Annotated in this window: 1 protein-coding gene; it reads left to right on the top strand. The window is 38.6% G+C overall.

What is annotated here, in order from left to right; all coding sequences use genetic code 11:
* Positions 1–158, top strand: a 158-nt coding sequence (locus DWZ69_RS11945; RefSeq protein ID WP_118437216.1) for an excisionase, incomplete at its 5' end; no start/stop codon positions are given.
* Positions 159–207: the final 49 nt, after the last annotated feature.

Genomic DNA, 207 nt, shown 5'->3' with positions numbered 1-207 from the left:
TTGAAGAAGCGTCCAAATACTTCCGCATTGGCGAAAAGAAATTGCGTAAATTAGCCGAAGAAAATCTTGACGCTGGCTGGGTTATCGTGAACGGCAACCGTATTCAGATTAAGCGAAAACAATTTGAAAAAATCATAGATACATTGGACGAAATCTAATGTCATTGAGCCGTAGATATGGTATAATAAATATAGCGTATCACGGCTC

This window comes from Eubacterium sp. AF34-35BH (assembly GCF_003477765.1).
Classification (GTDB): domain Bacteria; phylum Bacillota; class Clostridia; order Lachnospirales; family Lachnospiraceae; genus Eubacterium_G.
This window is presented reverse-complemented; position numbering and strand designations above follow the sequence as displayed.